The organism is Uliginosibacterium sp. sgz301328, assembly GCF_041807905.1.
In the GTDB taxonomy this organism is placed as follows: Bacteria; Pseudomonadota; Gammaproteobacteria; order Burkholderiales; family Rhodocyclaceae; genus JBGVSA01.
On the sequence record NZ_JBGVSA010000019.1, the window covers coordinates 66,269 to 81,919 of the forward strand.

Sequence of the window (15,651 nt, forward strand, 5' to 3'; positions counted from 1 at the left end):
GGGTCCTTATGCCAGAAGCAGCGCGAGGCGGTAAGTGATCCACGCGGCACCGTAGGCCAGCGCGGTCAGGTAGAAGGCTGAGACAGCGACCATCTTCCAGCCGTTGGTTTCGCGCTTGATGATGGCAAGCGTCGAGATGCACTGCGGTGCGAAGACGTACCACGCCAGCAGCGACAGCGCAGTGGGCAGGCCCCACTGGCTTGCCAACATGCCGCCCAGTTGGCCGCCTTCTTCGCCACCAGCCACGGCGTACACCGTGGCCAGCCCGCTGACTGCGACTTCGCGTGCCGCCAGGCCGGGGATCAGCGCCACGCAGATCTGCCACGTGAAGCCGATCGGCTCGAATACGACGGCAAGCGCGTGGCCAATGCGGCCGGCGAAGCTGTAATCGATGGCCGGGGCGGTCCAGTCGGCCGGCGGCGTCGGATACGTGGAGATGAACCACAACAGCACCGACAGCGCGAGGATGATGCCGCCGACGCGACGCAGGAAGATCTGCGCACGCTCCCACAACCCGATGGCGATGTTGCGGATTCGCGGCAGGCGATAGGAGGGCAGCTCCAGCAGCAAGGCCGATTCATTGGTCGCCTTGATGAACAGCTTGCTGACGTATGCAACGATCAGCGCACTCACGATGCCGGCGGCATACAGCGCAAAGAGCACCAGCCCTTGCAGGTTGAATATGCCCCACACTTGCCGGCTGGGGATGAACGCGCCGATCAGCAACGCGTACACCGGCAGACGTGCCGAGCAGGTCATGAGCGGCGCGACCAGGATGGTGATCAGGCGGTCGCGCGGATCCTGGATGCTGCGTGTGGCCATGATGCCCGGCACGGCGCAGGCAAAGCTCGAGAGCATGGGGATGAAGGCGCGACCGGAAAGGCCGGCCGCGACCATGAAGCGATCGAGCAGCACCGCCGCGCGCGGCAGATAGCCGGATTCTTCCAGCGCCAGGATGAACAGGAACAGCAACAGGATCTGCGGCAGGAACACCAGCACGCCGCCGGCGCCCGCGATGACGCCATCAACCAGCAGGCCGCGCAGCGGTCCGTCGGGCATGTAATTGCCGACCACCTCGCCCAGCCAGCCCATGCCGGCCTCGATGGCGTCCTGCATCGGCGCAGCCCAGGCATATACAGCCTGGAACATCAGCAGCATCGCTACGGCCAGGATCAGCATGCCCCACACCGGATGCAGCGCCCAGCGGTCGATGCGTTCGTCCAGCGAAGGTGCGTCAATGGGCAGCGTCACCGCGTCTGTCAGCACCTGGCGTACCAGGCCGTGGAGGTCGGTGCCTTCAGGCAGCGGCGTCGGCACGGCCGGCGCCACGTCATTGAGCGAAGCGACCAGCGCCTGCGCGCCGTCGTGATGGATGGCGACGGTATTGACCACCGGCATGCCGAGCCCTTCGGACAGGCGTGCGGTATCGATGCGGATGTTTCGCCGTGCCGCCGCGTCAGTCATGTTCAGGGCCAGCAGCATGGGCAGGCCGAGCTGCCGTAATTCGAGCGCAAAACGCAGATGCAGGCGCAGGTTGGTGGCGTCGACGACGCACACCAGCATGTCGGGCTTGTCCTGATCATTGCGCAGGCCCATGCAGACGTCGCGCGTGATCGCTTCGTCGGGACTGGTGGCAGTCAGACTGTATGCGCCGGGGAGGTCGATCACCTGTACGTGGCGGCCGGACGGCAGTTCGAAGCGGCCTTCCTTGCGTTCGACGGTAACGCCGGCGTAGTTGGCGACCTTCTGGCGACTGCCCGTGAGGCGATTGAAAAGCGCGGTCTTGCCGCTGTTGGGGTTGCCGACAAGGGCAATGCGCAGTGCGGCGCTGGTCGAGTTCATGCCTGCATATCCGTGACAGTGACGCGATCGGCTTCGACCCGACGCAGAGCAAAGCGCGCCGACCCGACCATGACCAACAAAGGTTCGCCGCCTAGCGGTCCATAAGGCAGTACCCGCACCGTTTCGCCTTGAACGAAGCCCACGTCGCGCAGACGGCGAGCGATCGCGTCATCAGGTCCGCTGTCCTGAACGTCCGCGACGACAGCGGTCGTGCCGCGCTTGAGAGCCGAAAGCTGCATGGAGTGTCGGGCTGTATGAATGAGAATAGTTCTGAATACTAACGCCGCAAGCCCCGGCTGAGATGACTTGCTATCTATTTTTTTTGATGTGAACCAAGAGAGCAATCCCAAATCAGTCGCGAAACAGACGTTGACAAAGCGCAAATGTCACCAATAATGACTGACGAGTCAGTCATTTCCCGGGGGCGCCATGTGGAGCTTGCTTGCATTGCTGCATTTTCTGGCTGTCGGTGCATTGGTCTTCGTACTGGCTGCCGAATGGGCCACGCTCCGGGCGGGGCGCCTGACCGCGGATCAGGTGAAGGGGCTTGCCCGGCTCGATTTCTTCTACATGCTTACGGCCTTGGCGGTGATCGCTACTGGGCTGGCGCGAGTTTTTCTGGGTGACAAGCCGGCCGTGTTCTACGCACACAATGGTTTCTTCCACGCCAAGATCGGACTCTTCGTCCTGATTGGTCTGTTGTCGATCTTGCCGACGATGCGCTTTGCACGGTGGCGCAAGCAAGTGAGCGCCGGCCGGCAGTCGGCGGTCGAACCCACCGAAATCGCGCCTGCCATGCGATGGGTGAGGGTCCAGTTGGTCTTGCTGCCCCTGGTGCCCGCCATGGCGGTTTTCATGGCGCGAGGCCGGCCATGGTGACAGCCGTCGGACCACGACAGCGCCGCAAGGAGGCGCGTCCCGGTGAGTTGCTGGCTGCCGCGCTGGACGTCTTTGTCGAGCGCGGTTTTGCCGCGACCCGTCTCGATGAGATCGCTGCGCGCGCGGGCGTATCGAAAGGTACCCTCTACCTGTATTTCGACAGCAAGGAAGCGCTCTTCAAGGCCGTCATCCAGGAAGCCCTGCTGCCTTCGCTGGCCGAAGGCGAAGCGCTGTTCGAGCAAGGTCGAGGCGACCCCGAGCGCTTGCTGCGCGATCTCGTGTTCGGGTGGTGGCACTTGATCGGATCGAGTCCGGCCGGCGGCATCCCCAAGTTGATGGTGGCCGAGGCGCGCAATTTTCCGGAGGTCGCGCAGTTCTATTACGACAACGTCATCGCCCGGGGGCGGCGCCTGATTGTCGACACGCTTGAACTGGGCATGAGCAGCGGCGTGTTCCGCAAGGGTGATCCGCTGATGCTCTGCCATGTGCTGTTCTCGCCCGTGCTGTTCGCTGGAATCTGGCAACAGTCGTTCGCGTTGTGCGAACCGGCTGGAATGCCCTACGAGGAATACCTGCAGACGCACGTCGATATCTTCATGAACGGACTGCGCCCTCGGGCGGCAAGCACCCCATGACGCGCACGATGGGGGCGCGCGGAAACACAATCCAAGGAACCAAGATGCGATTGCTGCACCTGTCGATGATGCTCGCTGGCACAGCCCTGCTTGCGGCTTGCGGAAAGGGGGCGCCGCCGCCCGCGCCGCCCCGGCCCGTATTGACGCAGATCGTCGACGCACAGGCTGGCGAAGTGCCCATCACGTATAGCGGCGCCGTACAGGCGCGTTTTGAACAGACCTTATCGTTCCGTGTCGGCGGTAAGCTGGTGCGCCGCTCCGTCGATGCGGGGCAGCGGGTAAAGGCAGGTACGGAACTGGCCCGGCTCGATCCGCAGGACAACGCGCTCAATGTACAGGCCGCCCAGGCTCAGATTGCACAGGTCGAAGCCAATCTCATTCTGGCGCGCAACGAACTGGACCGAGCGCGTAGCCTGTTCGAGCGCAACTTCATTTCCAAGTCGGTCGTCGATCAGCGTGAAGCCCAGGTGAACGCGGCAGAGGCGCAATTGAAATCTGCGCGCGCACAGGCGGCGATCAGCGGCAACCAGGCCGGATACACCGTTCTGCGCGCGGATCAGAACAGCGTTGTCTCAGCCGTACTGGCAGAGGCGGGGCAAGTGGTCGCCGCCGGGCAGGCCGTGATGAAACTGGCACGTGATGGCGATCGCGAAGTGGCGATCTCGCTGCCCGAAGGCGGCGTCGATGCCGTACGCAAGAGCGGGGTGGCGGCGGTGACGTTCTGGGCATTGCCCGGGCGTACGCTCAAGGGGCATGTCCGCGAAATTTCTCCGGTGGCCGATCCCGCTACGCGCACCTGGGCTGCGCGCATCGCATTGGACGGCCCACTGGACGGCATCGATCTGGGCATGACGGCAACGGTCAGCTTCCCGCAGGGTGGCGTGGCCGGCCGGCAGGTGCCGCTGGCGGCGATCTTCCAGAAGGGACAGCAAGCCGCGGTATGGGTGGTCGATGCCAACAAGCGCGTCCACCTGTTGCCGGTGACGGTGTCGCTCTACGCGGAAACCACCGCGACCATTTCGAGCGGACTGCAAGGAGGTGAGCGTATCGTCGTCGCGGGCGTGCATAAGCTCACCGAAGGCGAGCAGGTCAGCGTGCTGGATGCCCAGGTACCGCGCTTCGGAGCCGGTACGCGATGAGGTCTTTCAACCTGTCGGAGTGGGCGCTCAACCACAAGCAGATGGTCGCGTTCCTGATGGTCGCGCTGACCGTTGCGGGCATCTGGTCGTTCATGTCGCTGGGACAGAACGAAGACCCGAGTTTCACGTTCAAGGTAGCCGTCGTGCGCACCGCCTGGCCGGGCGCGACTGCGACGCAGGTGGAGCAGGAGGTCACCGAACGTGTCGAGAAGAAGTTGCAGGAAGTGCCCTACGTCGACACCCTGCGCAGCTACTCCAAGCCGGGCGAGTCGTTGGTGTTCGTGTTGCTCAAGGACAGCACGCCGCCGGCGGCCGTGCCCGAGAGCTGGCGCAAACTGCGGCAGAAGGTCGATGACGTCAAACCGAGCATGCCGCAGGGCGTGCAGGGCCCTTTCGTCAATGACGAATTCGGCGATACCTTCGGCAACATCGTGGCGCTCACCGGCGATGGTTTTTCCCTGCCGGAACTGCGCCGCATTGCCGATCGCGTAGCACTTGAACTGCGCCGCGTGCCCGACGTGAAGAAGGTCGATCTGCTCGGCGTGCAAAGCGAGCGCATCTACATCGAGGTGTCGCACGCCAAGCTTTCCACGCTGGGGCTTTCGCCCGCGATCGTGTTCGACGCACTCCAGAAGCAGAACACGTTGACGCCCGCTGGCGACATCACGACACCCACCGACCGTGTGCGCGTGCGGGTATCAGGAGCCTTCGATTCGGTGGAGAGCATCCGCGAGATCGGCATCTGGGCCAACGGGCGCCAGTTCCGGCTGGGCGATATCGCCGAAGTGTCGCGCGGTCTGGCCGATCCGCCCGATCCGCTGTTCCGCTGGAACGGACAGAGCGCCGTTGGAATCGCCGTTGCGATGACACAAGGCGGCGATGTGATTCGCCTCGGGCGCAATCTGCGTGCAGCGATGCGCGAGATCGAAGCAGAGTTGCCACGCGGGGTGGATATCCACACGGTGTCGGATCAACCCGCGGTGGTCCAGTCCTCCATCGAAGAGTTCACCCATGCCCTGGCCGAAGCCGTGATCATCGTGCTGGCGGTGAGTTTTTTCAGCCTGGGCTGGCGTACCGGCATGGTGGTGGCGCTTTCCATACCACTGGTGCTTGCGATCACGTTCACCGTCATGCAGGTGGCAGGGATCGACCTGCAGCGTATTTCGCTCGGCGCGCTCATCATCGCACTCGGATTGTTGGTGGATGACGCCATCATTTCCGTCGAAATGATGGTCGTAAAGATGGAACATGGCTGGGATCGATTCCGCGCAGCCATCTTTGCGTACACCTCCACGGCTTTCCCGATGCTGACGGGCACGTTGGTGACGGCCGCCGGCTTCATGCCGGTGGGCTTCGCCAAATCGGCCGCCGGCGAATATACCTTTTCGATCTTTGCTGTCGTGACGATCGCGTTGTTGGTGTCGTGGATCGTTGCCGTGGTGTTCACGCCTTTCATCGGCTACTACCTGCTGCCGGCCGACAAGCTCGCCCGCCACGGCAAGGGCGACGCCGAGACCGCCGGTCACGATCTGTACAACACCCGCTTCTATCGCATGTTCCGCCGCACGCTGGTGTGGTGTGTGACGCATCGGTGGATCACCATCGCTGCCACGGTAGCCGCTTTTGCGCTGTCCTGCGTCGTCATGGCCGTGGGTGTGCAGAAGCAGTTCTTTCCGTCGAGCAATCGACCGGAACTGGTCGTCGACCTGTGGTTGCCGCAGGGCGCTTCGCTCGATGCGACGACTGCCCAGGCCAAGCGACTGGAGGCCTTGCTCGCCAAGGATGATGATGTCAGCCATTTCGTGAGCTACATCGGCAGCGGCAGCCCGCGCTTCTATTTGCCGCTGGATCAGCAGATGGCGGCCGACAATCTGGCCGAGTTCGTCATCACGACGCGCGACGCGGATGCCCGCGAACGCGTGAAGACGCGGCTCGAAGAGATCTTCCCCACGCAGTTCCCTTCGGTGCGCGGTCGCGTGCTGCGGCTCGAAAACGGCCCGCCGGTCGGCTTCCCCATCCAATATCGCGTGATCGGCGACGATCTGCAGAAGATCCGTCAGATCGCCAATCAGGTTGCCGATGCAATGCGCGCCAGTGCGCATACGGCGGACGTCAATTTCGACTGGAATGAACTGTCGAAGACGGTGCGGCTGGAGGTCGACCAGGACCGTGCCCGCGCGCTGGGCGTGTCGACGCAGGAGATTTCGCAATACCTGCAGACCATCCTGCGCGGCGTGACCATCACACAGATGCGCGAGGGCGATCAACTGATCGACATCGTGGGCCGCGCCGTGGAGAGCGATCGCAATGCGCTCGAACAGATCGGCGACATCAACGTGCATACGCACGACGGGCGCTATGTCCCGTTGTCGCAACTGGCGAAGATTTCGTACGGACTGGAAGAGGGCGTGATCTGGCGGCGCGACCGCCTGCCGACCATTACCGTGCGCGCCGACGTGCGCGGCGATGTCCAGGCGCCGGACGTCTCCGCCCAGTTGCGTCCGGCCATCGACCGTATCCGCGCCGGACTGCCGCTGGGTTATCGCATCGAAGAGGGCGGCGCGACCGAGGAAAGCGCCAAGGGCGAGACTTCGATCATTGCGGTCATGCCGATCATGCTGATCGTGGTGCTGGTGCTGCTCATGATGCAGTTGCAGAACTTCTCGCACATGCTGATGGTGGTGTTGTCGGCCCCGCTCGGGTTGATCGGGGTAGCGCTGATTCTGTTCGTCGGCGCCGTGCCGTTCGGTTTTGTCGCCAATCTGGGGGTGATCGCCTTGTTCGGCATGATCATGCGCAACGCGGTGATTCTCATCGACCAGATCCAGCAGGATCTGCGCGCCGGCCATACGCCGTGGGAATCGATCATCGGTTCGGCGGTGCGGCGCTTCCGGCCGATCATGCTGACCGCACTGACGGCCATCCTGGCGATGATCCCGCTGTCGCGCTCGGTGTTCTGGGGGCCGATGGCGGTGGCGATCATGGGCGGGCTGCTGGTGGCAACCGTATTGACGCTGCTGTTCCTGCCTGCGCTGTACGCCGCCTGGTACCGCGTGCCGGTGCCGGCGCAGCCCGGTCCGGTAACAGATTTGGCCGGCCAAAGCAGGTAGAATCCGCCGGTTAAGGTAGTTTCAAGGGAAGTGCACATAATGGATTTCGAACAAGCACGCTTCAACATGGTCGAGCAACAGATCCGGCCGTGGGAAGTCCTCAACCCCGACGTGCTCGACACTCTCATGCTGGTCAAGCGCGAACTGTTCGTGCCGGCCGCGCAGCAGGCGCTGGCTTTTGCCGACATCGAACTGCCCATCGGCAAGGGCCAGACCATGCTGGCACCCAAGATCGAAGCCAAGGCGCTGCAGGCGCTGGCCGTCAAGAGCACCGACAGCGTGCTCGAAATCGGGACCGGTTCGGGCTATATGGCGGCGCTGCTGGCCGCGCGTGCCGAATGGGTGCGCAGCATCGAGATCGAACCCGAACTGGCGCAGTTCGCCTTTGAAAACCTGTCGCGCAATGGCGTGGACAATGTGATCGTCGAAGAAGGCGATGGCTCGCTCGGCTGGGCCGAACGTGCGCCCTACGATGTGATCATGGTGTCGGGCGCATTGCCCGAGATTCCGCAGGAACTGCTCGCCCAGCTCAAGCACGGCGGCCGCCTGTTTGCCGTCGTCGGCGCCGCTCCCGTCATGCATGCCTGTCTGGTGGTGCGCACGGGCGATGACGCCTGGCAGACCACCGAGTTGTTCGAGACCGTGATCCCGGCGCTGCGGCTGGCGCAGGCGCCGGACAGCTTCCGCTTCTGAGCATGCAGCCGATTTCCGCTCCCGACCTGGCCGCGTGGCTGGCGGACGATAGTCGCGCCAAACCTCTGCTGCTGGACGTGCGCGAACCGTCCGAGTTCGCCGTCTGCGCCATCGAAGGCGCGACGCTCATCCCCATGGGCACGATTCCGGCGCGCTCCGAAGAACTCGACCCCGAGCAACCCATCGTGTGCATCTGCCACCATGGCATGCGCAGTGCCCAGGTGGCGATGTTCCTGTCGCAACGCGGTTTCTCGGATCTGTATAACCTCACCGGCGGCGTACATGCGTGGGCCACGCAGGTCGATCCCGCCATGCCGACATACTGACCCTTTTTTGATCTCACCCTCGTGGAGACGGACTGCAACATGAAGCGCATCGCCGTAATGACGGGCCTGGCATTGCTGGCCCAAGGCGCAATCGCCGCTGACCTGCTCGACTTGTATCGCGATGCACGCAGCAATGATTCACAGTTCGCCTCCGCCTCGGCCGCCCTGCTGGCTGGCCGCGAGAAGGGGCCGCAGGGGTTGGCGGGCCTGTTGCCGACCATCGGCCTGACGGCGTCGTCGAGCTACAACGACGGCAAGGCCACGCAGCCGCTCGATCGGTCCGCGCGCTATAACGCCAATGGCTACACGCTGCAGCTCACGCAGCCGCTGTTCCGCTGGCAGAACTGGGTGGGCGCCAAGGAAGGGGATATCCAGGTCGCCATCGCCGAGGCCCAGTACAGCCAGGCGCAGATGGACCTCATCCTGCGTGTGTCGCAAGCCTATTTCGACGTGCTGTATTCGCAGGACGTACTGTCGTCGGTGCAAGCGCTCAAGGCTGCCAGCGATCAGCAATTGCAGTTGGCAAAGCGCAGTTTCGAGGTCGGTACTGTGACCGTTACCGACGTCTATGACGCCCAGTCGCGTTATGACCTCGCCACGGCCCAGGAGATTGCCGCGCTGAATGATCTGGCGGTCAAGCGCGAGGCCTTGCGCGTGATTACCGGCAGCGCGCCGCAATCTTTGTCGCCGCTGCGCCCGGGCGTGCAGGTGCTGCCGCCGCAGCCAGCCGACATGGAGCAGTGGGTCACCGCTGCGCAGGCGTCCAACCCCAATGTACAGGCAAGTGAGCTGTCGCTGGAATTTGCCAAGCGCGAAGTCGAACGTGCCCGCGCCGGGCATCTGCCGACTGTCGACCTGATCGCCAACTACAACTACAACCACAACCTCGGCAGCCTTTCCAGCGGACTGGCCTCGCGCACCGAAGGCAACATGGTGGGCGTGCAGATGAACCTGCCGATCTTTGCCGGTGGCGCCACGCAGTCGAAGGTGCGTGAAAACCTCGCGCTCGAAGACAAGGCCCAATCCGACCTCGAAACCGCCCGCCGCAATATTTCGCAGGCCGCGCGCCAGTCGTACCTGGGCGTGACCAGCGGACTGGCCTCCATCAAGGGTTATGAGGCGGCGCTGCGTTCCGGGCAAAGTTCGGTCGATGCCAACAAGCTGGGCTATGAGGTCGGCGTACGGATCAACATCGATGTACTGAACGCACAGAGCATTCTGGCCGACACGCAGCAGAAGCTTGCCAAGGCCCGCTACGACACGATCATCAGTCAGTTGCGCCTGAAGAGTACCGCCGGCTCCCTGTCGATCGACGACGTCGAACAGATCAACGGCTTGCTGGTGAAGTGATCACCCGCCGGGAGCGCCTGCCAGGGCGCTCTCGATCAAGGCCAGCGTGCGTGCCGTCGCCCCCCGGTGCTCGGCGGCGAATCGTGCGCCGGCTTCTCCCATCTGTGCCCGTCGTGGCGCATTCTCCAGCAAGGCGAGTCCGGCTTCGACGCCGGCATCCACGTTGTCGCATTGCATCGCCGCGCCGGCAGCCAATGCCTTGGCAGCCGCGTCGGCGAAATTGAAGGTGCTTGGACCGAGTACCACCGGCACGCCGGCAGCGCACGGCTCAATCAGGTTTTGTGATCCGTAGGGCAGCCAGCTCCCGCCCATCAGGCACACGTCGGCCATGCGGTAGTAGGCCGCCATTTCGCCCATGCTGTCACCCAGCCATACGCGCGTATCGATGGCCCCTTCGCCTTGCTGGCTGCGGCGCGACACGCTCAGTCCATGGCGTTCGACCATCGAGGCGACTTCATCGAAACGCTGCGGATGGCGCGGCACCAGCACCAGCAAGACATCGTTCGTGGCCATGCGTGCGAAATCCGCCAGCAGCAGGTCTTCCTCACCTTCGCGCGTACTCGCGGCCAGCAGCACGGGGCGCCCATTGGCCCAAGCCCGGAACCTATCCCCGCGGGTCGCCACATCGGCCGGCGTTTCGACGTCGAACTTCATGTTGCCCGTGACGCTGACCGCTGTTGCGCCGCAATCGCGCAGACGCGTCGCGTCGGCCTCGGCTTGTGCGCCTATGTGCGTGAAGTCGCCGAAGGCCTGGCGACTCAACTGTCCAAGGCGCGAATAGCCGCGCGCCGAGCGTTCGGACAGTCGTGCATTGACGAGCAAGGTCGGGATGCCGGCGTTACGCGCGGCACGCAGCAGGTTGGGCCAGACCTCGGTCTCCATCACGATGCCGACGGCGGGCCGGGCGCGTTGCAGAAAGCGGCGCACCAGCCACGGCAGGTCGTACGGCAGATAACACTGGCGGATATGTTCGTCCTTGCCATACAGCTCCGCACCCGTGGCGCGCCCGGTGGGCGTCATGTGAGTGAGCAGGATGTCGTGATCGGGAAAGCGCCCTCGCAGCGCCTTGATCAAAGGCTGTGCAGCGCGTGTCTCTCCTACCGATACCGCATGAATCCACAGCGTCGGTCGCTTGGAGCGCGCGATGGCGCCGAAGCGTTCACTCACATTGCGGAGGTAATCCGGTTGCTTGCGCGCGCGCCACGCCAGTCGCATCAATGCGAACGGGATGCCCACTACCCACAGCGACGAATAGACCAGCCGGTTCATGACAGCCAAGGCTCCATTTGGGCGAGGACGTCTTCAGGTGAAGGTGGCGCGCCGGTGGTGCCCAGGTTGAACGCATGGCCGGGTGCGTATACGCCCGTGAGCCCAGGATCGGTCGCCACGAATATCGCTGCAGTCGGGACGTGGAGCGCTGCGGCCAGGTGTGTCAGGCCGGTGTCGACGCCGATCGCCAGTCGGGCGCGACCGAGTACTGCGGCCAGCGTGGTGATGTTGCTGGGCGGCGCCGCGACAGCGTTCGAAATGGCCTGCGCCAGCCGCTCGGCGCGACTTTGTTCGCGGGCATTTCCGCTGGGCAGCACTGCGACGATGCCGCGTTCAGCCAGTGCGTGCCCCAGTTGTATCCAGTTGGCCTCGTCCCACAGCTTGTCGTCGCGGCTGGTTGCGGTCAGCAGCACCGCGAATGGCGCCACGGGCAGCCATGCAGGAACGTCCGCCGGCGCTTCGATGCCGTACGACAGCGGCATGTCGAGCCCGTATCCACATGCTGCCGCAACCAGTGCGCGATTGCGGATCACGGCGTGGGTTCCGCGCGCAATATCGAAATGACATTGATACGCCAGCGCCGCCAGCGGTTCGCGAGCGACACGCCGCGAATAGCCACAGCGACTTCCTCGCGCAAGGCGGGTGATGAGAGCGCTCTTTACAAGGCCTTGCGTGTCGATGATCTGGTCATATTCACGGGCGCGCAGTTGTGCCAGGAATGCACGGATTTCGTGCCACGTCTGGCCGGCGCCAAACTGTTTGCGCCAGCGGCGCACGGCGACGGGAATGGTTCGATTCACGCCAGGGTGCAGCCGTGGAATATCCGCGAATCCCGATTCGACGACCCAGTCGACATCCACGTCGGGCCAGACGCGTTTCAGATCACTTACTACTGGCAGGTTGTGGATGACGTCCCCCAGGGAGGAGGTTTTCACGAGAAGGACAGAACGCATGGGAGCGATAAGGGTGGTCGCCGTCCGGCTGACGTAGAATGGCAAGTCCGCGAATTATATCTGCGCTATCCATGGCCGACCGTCCGCTCGTTTCCGCTGTCCTCATCACGCTCAACGCCGCTGGCTCATTGGCGGCGACACTGGAGTCGCTCGCTTTCTGCAACGAGATCCTGGTGGTCGATTCCGGCAGTACCGATGGAACGCAACAGTTGGCGGCCAGCATGGGCGCGCGGGTCATTCATGAGCCATGGCGAGGATTCGGGCCGCAAAAGCAATTCGCTGTGGACGAGGCGCGCAACGACTGGGTGCTGTGCATCGATTCAGACGAAATCGTTTCTCCGGAACTGCAGCAGAGCGTGCGCGAGGCGCTGGCCCGGCCTTCGCACACGGCGTATGAATTCCCCCGCTGCAATCGATTCCTCGGACGTTATCTGAAGCATGGTGAGGGTTATCCCGATTACTCCCTGCGCCTGTTCGATCGGCGCCACGCGCGCTGGTCCGACGATGCGGTGCACGAACAGGTCATTTCGCTTGAACCCATTGGCCGCCTGAAGGGCGACCTGTTGCACCATTCAGAAGACACCATCGAATCTTATCTGGCCAAGCAGAACCGCTACACAACGCTTGCCGCGCAAAGTCTGGTGGCCGAGGGCGTCGACGTGTCGTTCAGCAAACTCGTTTTGAGTCCGAGTTTCCGTTTCTTCAAATTCTATTTTTTGCGTAGTGGATATCGCGACGGCGTGGCAGGTTTCATCCACATTCTGATTGGCTGTTTCAACAGTTTTGCCAAATACGCCAAAGTTATCGAAATGAAAAAGTAGGCGCGGAAGACGCGTTATCGCTAAAGTACGCCAGCGGCAACGCTGGCTTTTTTTTAACCGGAACCGAGGCACGATCGCCTCCAGCGCAACCATGAAAATACTCGTTACCGGTGCTGCCGGGTTTATTGGCATGCATGCATCTCTGTCCTTGCTGGCGCGTGGCGACGAAGTCGTCGGCATCGATAATCTCAACGACTATTACGACCCTCAGCTCAAGCTGGATCGCCTCGCAGCGCTGACGCCACATGAGCGTTTTCGCTTCGTCAAGCTGGACGTGGCGGATCGTGCGGGTATCGAGCGCCTGTTCGCCGAGGAGCAATTCGACCGGGTCATTCACCTGGCGGCTCAAGCGGGGGTAAGGTATTCCCTGATTAATCCTCACGCCTACGCCGAATCGAATCTGGTCGGCTTTCTGAACATTCTCGAAGGGTGCCGCCATAACAAAGTCGGGCATCTGGTTTATGCCTCCAGCTCGAGCGTATATGGCGGCAACGCCCGGATGCCTTTTTCCGAGCACGATTCCGTGGATCACCCGGTGAGCCTGTATGCGGCCACCAAAAAGGCCAACGAGCTGATGGCCCACACATACAGCCATCTCTATGGCCTGCCGACCACGGGGTTGCGATTCTTCACGGTCTATGGCCCGTGGGGCCGCCCTGATATGGCACTTTTCCTTTTTGTGAAAGCTGTACTGGAGGGCAGGTCGATCGATGTATTCAACCATGGCAAAATGAGGCGCGATTTCACCTATATCGACGATATCGTCGAGGGTGTGATCCGGACGCTCGATCACGTCGCCACGCCGGACGACGCTTTCGATGCGCAGAATCCGGACCCTGCGCGCAGCACCGCGCCATTTCGGGTCTTCAATATCGGGAACAACGATCCGGTCGAGCTTATGGAATTCATTGCCGCCATTGAAAAAAGCCTCGGCGTGGAGGCAAAGAAGAATTTCCTGCCTATTCAGGATGGCGATGTTCCGGCGACGTTTGCAGATACTTCCGAGTTGAATGCGTGGACCGGCTTTGCACCGGCCACCAGCGTGCAGGATGGCGTGGGCCGTTTTGTCGCGTGGTACCGCGACTACTACAAGGTCTGAGCGCGATCATGGCTCGCAAGACGATTTACCTCATCGCCGGCGCCCGGCCGAATTTCATGAAGATCGCGCCAATCATTCGTGCCTTGCGCACGCATGATCAGTTCTTCGACTATCGCCTGGTGCATACCGGTCAGCATTACGACCGGGAAATGAGCGACGTCTTTTTTGAAGAGCTCGGTATTCCTGCGCCCGATTTTCACCTCGAGTGTGGCGGCGGTTCGCATGCCGAACAAACCGCCAGGATCATGGTGGCGTTCGAGAAGGTATGTCTGGCGGCAGACCCGCGTCCGGATTGCGTCCTGGTCGTCGGGGACGTCAATTCAACACTGGCCTGCGCGATCGTTGCCAAGAAACTGCAGATTCCGGTGGCGCACGTCGAGGCTGGGTTGCGCAGTGGCGACATGTCGATGCCCGAAGAAGTCAACCGGCGGGTGACCGACAGCATCACTGACTGGTTCTTCTGCACGGAACCGGCAGCTGCGGAAAATCTGCTGCGCGAAGGGCATGATTCCTCACGCGTGTTTCACGTCGGTCATGTCATGATCGACAACTTACTTTTTCAGGTCGATCAGCTTGCTCGCACGGATACCGGCGGCTTTGAATCGAGTGCACTCAAGGCAATGGTTGGGGAACGCTATGGTGTCGTGACGCTGCATCGACCATCGAACGTCGATGACGCCGAATCGCTCTCGCGCATCGTCAAAGCTCTGAGGACCGTGGCGGACGAAATTCCGCTGGTATTTCCGATGCACCCGCGCACGCGCGGACATCTTGAGCGCTTCGGACTCGATCTTGGTCCGCGTATTCATGCCAGTCGTCCTTTGTCCTACATGGATTTCCTGAATTTATGGAAGGATGCGCGGTTGGTGATGACTGACAGTGGCGGGCTGCAAGAAGAGACTACCGCCCTAGGAATTCCCTGTTTTACGTTAAGAGAAAATACCGAACGCCCTATTACAATCGACGAAGGGACCAACACACTCGTTGGCACCTCGCCCGAACAGATCATCTTGCATGCGAGCCGCGCCCTTTCCGACGGCGGCAAGGTCGGGCGCAGACCTGCTCTGTGGGACGGCAACGCCGCCTTGCGCACAACGCAGATTCTGCAAGACCAGCTCGCATGACCTCGTCTCCCAGTAATTCGAACTCTCGCGTCTCTTTATGTCCCTTCAACCCGTAATTCTGTCTGGCGGCTCCGGCACGCGCCTGTGGCCGGCCTCGCGCGAACAATATCCGAAGCAACTGCTGGCGCTGACCGGCACGCACACGCTGCTGCAGGAGACCGCGCTGCGGTTGTCCGGCTTCGAAGGCGCGGTGGCCGAGCCGATCATCGTCACCAACGAGGACTACCGCTTCATCATCGCCGAGCAACTGCGCCAGATCGGCTGCCCGAGCAGTCGCATCGTGCTCGAACCGGTCGGCCGCAACACCGCGCCCGCCATGGAGCTGGCCGCCGTGATCGCTGAGCAGGACGGCGACGACCCGGTGCTGCTGGTCATGCCCGCCGACCAGGTGGTGGTCGATGTGGCAGCCTT

Annotated in this window: 15 protein-coding genes; 11 read left to right on the forward strand and 4 right to left on the reverse strand. The window is 62.6% G+C overall.

Annotated elements, in window-relative coordinates; all coding sequences use genetic code 11:
* Positions 1-6: 6 nt before the first annotated feature.
* A complete protein-coding gene (locus ACDA63_RS14755; RefSeq protein WP_373664033.1) occupies positions 7-1,842 on the reverse strand; it encodes a ferrous iron transporter B in 1,836 nt (611 codons plus the stop codon).
* The gene (locus ACDA63_RS14760) at positions 1,839-2,081 is read right to left on the reverse strand and encodes a ferrous iron transport protein A (RefSeq protein WP_373664034.1); all 243 of its coding nucleotides are present in this window, start codon (positions 2,079-2,081) and stop codon (positions 1,839-1,841) included. The genes ACDA63_RS14755 and ACDA63_RS14760 overlap by 4 nt, the downstream gene beginning before the upstream one ends.
* A 190-nt stretch (positions 2,082-2,271) precedes the next feature.
* Between ACDA63_RS14760 and ACDA63_RS14765 the strand changes: the two genes are divergently transcribed.
* Genes ACDA63_RS14765 through ACDA63_RS14795 form a run of 7 tightly spaced genes read left to right on the forward strand, consistent with a single transcriptional unit; the run spans position 2,272 to position 9,974 of the window.
* Positions 2,272-2,721: a DUF2214 family protein gene (locus tag ACDA63_RS14765; protein WP_373664035.1), complete on the forward strand. Its 450-nt coding sequence runs from the start codon at positions 2,272-2,274 to the stop codon at positions 2,719-2,721.
* Positions 2,715-3,356: a TetR/AcrR family transcriptional regulator gene (locus ACDA63_RS14770; RefSeq protein WP_373664036.1), complete on the forward strand. Its 642-nt coding sequence runs from the start codon at positions 2,715-2,717 to the stop codon at positions 3,354-3,356. The genes ACDA63_RS14765 and ACDA63_RS14770 overlap by 7 nt, the downstream gene beginning before the upstream one ends.
* Before the next feature lie 44 nt (positions 3,357-3,400).
* On the forward strand, positions 3,401-4,495 hold the full coding sequence (locus ACDA63_RS14775; protein ID WP_373664037.1) for an efflux RND transporter periplasmic adaptor subunit: 1,095 nt from the start codon (positions 3,401-3,403) through the stop codon (positions 4,493-4,495).
* On the forward strand, positions 4,492-7,605 hold the full coding sequence (locus ACDA63_RS14780) for an efflux RND transporter permease subunit (RefSeq protein WP_373664038.1): 3,114 nt from the start codon (positions 4,492-4,494) through the stop codon (positions 7,603-7,605). Before ACDA63_RS14775 ends, ACDA63_RS14780 begins: the two co-directional genes overlap by 4 nt.
* A 39-nt stretch (positions 7,606-7,644) precedes the next feature.
* Positions 7,645-8,298, forward strand: coding sequence for a protein-L-isoaspartate O-methyltransferase (locus ACDA63_RS14785; RefSeq protein WP_373664039.1), 654 nt, complete (start codon positions 7,645-7,647; stop codon positions 8,296-8,298).
* A 2-nt stretch (positions 8,299-8,300) separates the two neighbouring features.
* Positions 8,301-8,624 (forward strand): rhodanese-like domain-containing protein, encoded by a 324-nt coding sequence (locus ACDA63_RS14790; protein WP_373664040.1) that lies wholly within the window; start codon positions 8,301-8,303, stop codon positions 8,622-8,624.
* A 39-nt stretch (positions 8,625-8,663) separates the two neighbouring features.
* Positions 8,664-9,974 (forward strand): TolC family outer membrane protein, encoded by a 1,311-nt coding sequence (locus tag ACDA63_RS14795; protein ID WP_373664041.1) that lies wholly within the window; start codon positions 8,664-8,666, stop codon positions 9,972-9,974.
* On the opposite strand, the gene waaA is transcribed toward ACDA63_RS14795, so the two are convergent.
* The gene (gene waaA, locus ACDA63_RS14800; protein ID WP_373664042.1) at positions 9,975-11,243 is read right to left on the reverse strand and encodes a lipid IV(A) 3-deoxy-D-manno-octulosonic acid transferase; all 1,269 of its coding nucleotides are present in this window, start codon (positions 11,241-11,243) and stop codon (positions 9,975-9,977) included.
* Entirely contained in the window at positions 11,240-12,178 is a 939-nt protein-coding gene (gene waaC / locus ACDA63_RS14805; protein WP_373664043.1) for a lipopolysaccharide heptosyltransferase I, read from the reverse strand. The genes waaA and waaC overlap by 4 nt, the downstream gene beginning before the upstream one ends.
* An 89-nt stretch (positions 12,179-12,267) precedes the next feature.
* Between waaC and ACDA63_RS14810 the strand changes: the two genes are divergently transcribed.
* The 4 genes from ACDA63_RS14810 to ACDA63_RS14825 all read left to right on the forward strand — a co-directional run.
* Positions 12,268-13,017, forward strand: a complete 750-nt coding sequence (locus ACDA63_RS14810) for a glycosyltransferase family 2 protein (protein WP_373664044.1) — start codon at positions 12,268-12,270, stop codon at positions 13,015-13,017.
* 91 nt (positions 13,018-13,108) lie between these two features.
* Positions 13,109-14,116 (forward strand): NAD-dependent epimerase, encoded by a 1,008-nt coding sequence (locus tag ACDA63_RS14815; RefSeq protein ID WP_373664045.1) that lies wholly within the window; start codon positions 13,109-13,111, stop codon positions 14,114-14,116.
* 8 nt (positions 14,117-14,124) lie between these two features.
* A complete protein-coding gene (wecB, locus tag ACDA63_RS14820) occupies positions 14,125-15,240 on the forward strand; it encodes a non-hydrolyzing UDP-N-acetylglucosamine 2-epimerase (RefSeq protein ID WP_373664046.1) in 1,116 nt (371 codons plus the stop codon).
* Between the two features lie 37 nt (positions 15,241-15,277).
* Positions 15,278-15,651 (forward strand): sugar phosphate nucleotidyltransferase (locus tag ACDA63_RS14825; RefSeq protein ID WP_373664047.1); only part of this gene is annotated, 374 nt, incomplete at its 3' end.

What these genes read in the sequence shown, in the direction of transcription:
- wecB (WP_373664046.1), top strand. Translation starts at nt 14,125, where the DNA reads ATGGCTCGCAAGACGATTTACCTCATCGCCGGCGCCCGGCCGAATTTC.
- ACDA63_RS14760 (WP_373664034.1), bottom strand. Translation starts at nt 2,081, where the DNA reads ATGCAGCTTTCGGCTCTCAAGCGCGGCACGACCGCTGTCGTCGCGGAC.
- ACDA63_RS14785 (WP_373664039.1), top strand. Translation starts at nt 7,645, where the DNA reads ATGGATTTCGAACAAGCACGCTTCAACATGGTCGAGCAACAGATCCGG.
- ACDA63_RS14790 (WP_373664040.1), top strand. Translation starts at nt 8,301, where the DNA reads ATGCAGCCGATTTCCGCTCCCGACCTGGCCGCGTGGCTGGCGGACGAT.
- ACDA63_RS14780 (WP_373664038.1), top strand. Translation starts at nt 4,492, where the DNA reads ATGAGGTCTTTCAACCTGTCGGAGTGGGCGCTCAACCACAAGCAGATG.
- ACDA63_RS14810 (WP_373664044.1), top strand. Translation starts at nt 12,268, where the DNA reads ATGGCCGACCGTCCGCTCGTTTCCGCTGTCCTCATCACGCTCAACGCC.
- ACDA63_RS14775 (WP_373664037.1), top strand. Translation starts at nt 3,401, where the DNA reads ATGCGATTGCTGCACCTGTCGATGATGCTCGCTGGCACAGCCCTGCTT.
- waaA (WP_373664042.1), bottom strand. Translation starts at nt 11,243, where the DNA reads ATGAACCGGCTGGTCTATTCGTCGCTGTGGGTAGTGGGCATCCCGTTC.
- ACDA63_RS14815 (WP_373664045.1), top strand. Translation starts at nt 13,109, where the DNA reads ATGAAAATACTCGTTACCGGTGCTGCCGGGTTTATTGGCATGCATGCA.
- ACDA63_RS14770 (WP_373664036.1), top strand. Translation starts at nt 2,715, where the DNA reads ATGGTGACAGCCGTCGGACCACGACAGCGCCGCAAGGAGGCGCGTCCC.
- ACDA63_RS14765 (WP_373664035.1), top strand. Translation starts at nt 2,272, where the DNA reads ATGTGGAGCTTGCTTGCATTGCTGCATTTTCTGGCTGTCGGTGCATTG.
- ACDA63_RS14795 (WP_373664041.1), top strand. Translation starts at nt 8,664, where the DNA reads ATGAAGCGCATCGCCGTAATGACGGGCCTGGCATTGCTGGCCCAAGGC.
- ACDA63_RS14755 (WP_373664033.1), bottom strand. Translation starts at nt 1,842, where the DNA reads ATGAACTCGACCAGCGCCGCACTGCGCATTGCCCTTGTCGGCAACCCC.